The following is a 2,758-nucleotide window of genomic DNA, read 5'->3' on the forward strand; positions in this document are numbered from 1 at the left end:
ATCCCGCGACACCGTCGCCGCCACCATCCAGCGCCTGGCACGCAACGTCCGCCTGGTGTTCGACTACCTGGGCATGACCGAAAATTCCCGCCGTCGGCGGGGACGGCCAGCCACGGCGGGCTAGAACGGATTTGCCGTGCGGGGCGAGTCTCGCCCTCTGGTGAAGTGCGTTCAAATGCGACGATGGCGCTATGCGCACGACCATCTTGATGACCCTTGATGGCAACCTCGCACAGATCCCAAATGCCACCGTTTACAAGGAAGGGGAAAATCTCTTGCCGGGGGCGTCCGGCACGCCGGCATCCGAGATGTCCGCCGAAGAAACAAAGCCATAGAGTAACGTGGGTCGCTTCTCGCCTGTTACATTTCCAATCCCCCCGGCGCCATTGACCTGATCCGGGTCAGAAAGTGCTGGGCAGAAACACCCCTTGCGCCGACCTGTTGCTCGAGGCTAATCGCGCTGCCAGGGGCCGCATGAGCAGTCCGGCGATTCGCCACCAGTGTCAACAGTTGGGTCACAATAGGTCATTCAGCCCGTCCTAGCGTTCATTGCGTGCGACCGAAACCTCAGGATAGCCATGTGCGTAACCGTACAGATAAACAGCACCGGGTGGGCAATACTGACAGCGAGGCATCGAGACTAGATGCCGGCTAGCGTATAACCAGAAGGCCCTGTGTGGATGATGCCGGTCGTCAAGCATCCTGCATCGCAGCCGTACGTTCAGTAGCGTGAATTTCAAGAAACCAACTCTCAGTAGGTAACGACAAATGAACAGCAGATCCACACTTGCCCTTCTTAGCGCCATTACTTTGGTGCTAGTGCTCGCGGCTTGCAGCACCGCATCGAAGCATGATCCGGCGCCATACGCCGCAGCCCCGACGTATGAGCCAAAACCAGATCGCAATTGATAGCCTTGTGATATAACGAGTATTTTCTGTCAACTTTGAAATTGACTATCTCAAGTTGACGGAAAGTTCGAGGGTGGGGTCCCTGGCGAAGTAGCTAGGACAGTGCAATAACATAAAGCCCTCCAGGCCTCATCTTGGCACAAGCCTTTGGCACCATTGTGGTGACTCCTATGCTTTTCCGGCCCGCGGTGATCGGCTTCTTCGCTATACTCGTCAGCCATCCCGGTTTGGTTGGTGCCGCCTCGTCGCCGGCGTTTCTTGATGACGCTCAGGAATCATCGGTGTCGAGGCCGCTTCCACCAGCGTACGTGATCGGCCGAGACGGGTCCGTAACGCTACGCATCTGCTTCAACTGGTCGTGCGCGCGCCGACAGACCATGACCTTCACTCCCAATGATATGGCCCTTCTGAAAAAGCATATCGCGCTTTGTCTGGGCACAAGTCTCCACGATCGATTACAGCATGTACGTATCGGCATCTGGCAAATGGAATTGCTGGCACAAAAGTATCAGCCGTTGCTGGCCAACGACCTTGCCATTAACGATTCGGAGTCGGGAGTTGAGGGCCGTATGGATTGCGTCGATAGCACCAGCAACACCACTACTTATCTGCATATTCTCCGGGATATCCGGGAACTGGCCGGCTGGAGCGTCGCATCGCCCAAAGTGCGCAGTCTTTTCGATCTCACCGCGGTTCACTGGACGGCCGTAATCATCGATACGGAACGTGGGCTCCCTGGAGCGTTGACTCATGGTTTCGCCCCAACGGCCATCTGCCAATGGTCATGCCATTACCGAGCTGGAGCGATAAACAGAAGGCATGGGAACCGCCTTTCGAACGTATGAATTCTACCCCACACTCAATCTACGAGCTATGTAAGACCCAGCCGCTTGGCCTCTTGACGCCAGCGTCGGTGTCCTTTCAGTAAAGCAGATGGCGTCAGCTCTTCAAGCTCGCATTTGGGTGACCCGGTCACTCCAATCTTCAATGCCGGTATGGTGGTCGCGTCTTGCGGATGATGATCATCCAAAACCTCTTGTTTTCGGCAATACATAAACAATGCCAGCCGTCCCGGAAAATATACGGTGGATCACTTTCTGGAAGAATGTCACTGGCACATTGATGCAGCCGTACGAAATGCGGTTATCAAGCGGTGATGGCGTGTCCAAGCGTTGCGCCCGACGCTCTTCTGGTCTACTCGTAATAACCGGATGCATGGAGATGGCATTTTTGTAGTCCACCCAGAGCACTTCCTTGCCATGGGCATTGCGGCCCATTTTCGCCACGAAACGGCCCGCTGGCGTCGTACGCTCCCTGGGGGAAATACGTGACATCCGCATGTTGCCAACGCCGGGGGCGACGTAATCGCCTTGTGCCAGTCCAAGCAGCACGGGCGCTGCTCCGCGTAGCTGTCGGTCCACGCCAAATACATAGACCTTGGCGTTTGCTTTATCGACAATCGCGAACGGCATGTTGAGATTGTCTCTCGAACCGACAATCCAATCTGCCATATCCCGCGTCCTGCGCGATGCGCGCTCTGACTCAAAGTTGGCCTGCTTGGACCCATCTGCCATGGCCGTTTTTGGTTCCATGGCGAACGGGACATCGGCGTCATCAGGATAGTCCGCTTTGAGCATCGGGTTGGGCATATGAGCGACATTGTCCGCCTTCGTTGCCAGGCGCGGGCCGCAACCGGCACCCAACAGACTGAGAGCCTGTCTAGAAACTAAATTATTGATTTTATAGCAAAAAAATTGTAGAATCTCCGGAATCCATACGAAAATGCGATCTTATTCCGGGTTTCAATATGAATGAAGACAGCATCGAGTCGCCTGCCAGGTATCCTAGC

The 2,758-nt window shown here is 55.4% G+C and carries 3 protein-coding genes; 2 read left to right on the top strand and 1 reads right to left on the bottom strand.

What is annotated here, in order from left to right; translation table 11 throughout:
• Positions 1–191 precede the first annotated feature (191 nt).
• The gene (locus tag QZX93_RS25490) at positions 192–335 is read left to right on the top strand and encodes a hypothetical protein (protein WP_295395008.1); all 144 of its coding nucleotides are present in this window, start codon (positions 192–194) and stop codon (positions 333–335) included.
• Between the two features lie 708 nt (positions 336–1,043).
• Positions 1,044–1,754, top strand: coding sequence for a hypothetical protein (locus QZX93_RS25495; protein WP_295395010.1), 711 nt, complete (start codon positions 1,044–1,046; stop codon positions 1,752–1,754).
• 177 nt (positions 1,755–1,931) lie between these two features.
• On the opposite strand, the gene QZX93_RS25500 is transcribed toward QZX93_RS25495, so the two are convergent.
• Entirely contained in the window at positions 1,932–2,558 is a 627-nt protein-coding gene (locus QZX93_RS25500) for a L,D-transpeptidase (RefSeq protein ID WP_295395012.1), read from the bottom strand.
• Positions 2,559–2,758: the final 200 nt, after the last annotated feature.

The sequence above is a fragment of the uncultured Thiodictyon sp. genome, assembly GCF_903946935.1.
Taxonomy (GTDB): domain Bacteria; phylum Pseudomonadota; class Gammaproteobacteria; order Chromatiales; family Chromatiaceae; genus Thiodictyon.

Excerpts from the sequence above, each read along its gene's own strand:
- QZX93_RS25490 (WP_295395008.1), top strand. The coding sequence starts at position 192 with ATGCGCACGACCATCTTGATGACCCTTGATGGCAACCTCGCACAGATC.
- QZX93_RS25500 (WP_295395012.1), bottom strand. The coding sequence starts at position 2,558 with ATGCCCAACCCGATGCTCAAAGCGGACTATCCTGATGACGCCGATGTC.